General features: G+C 57.9%; 1 rRNA gene. It reads right to left on the minus strand.

Annotation, left to right across the window (positions count from 1 at the left end):
* A 16S ribosomal RNA gene (locus Q0795_RS17180) occupies positions 1–240 on the minus strand; the annotation flags it as partial.

A 240-nucleotide genomic window follows, 5' to 3' on the forward strand; every position in this document is an offset into this window, starting at 1 on the left:
GCAGCGTTGCTGATCTGCGATTACTAGCGACTCCGACTTCATGGGGTCGAGTTGCAGACCCCAATCCGAACTGAGACCGGCTTTCTGGGATTCGCTCCCCCTCACGGGATCGCAGCCCTTTGTACCGGCCATTGTAGCATGCGTGAAGCCCAAGACGTAAGGGGCATGATGATTTGACGTCATCCCCACCTTCCTCCGAGTTGACCCCGGCAGTCTCCCATGAGTCCCCAACCACCCAAA

The organism is uncultured Serinicoccus sp., assembly GCF_947487915.1.
Classification (GTDB): Bacteria; Actinomycetota; Actinomycetes; order Actinomycetales; family Dermatophilaceae; genus Ornithinicoccus.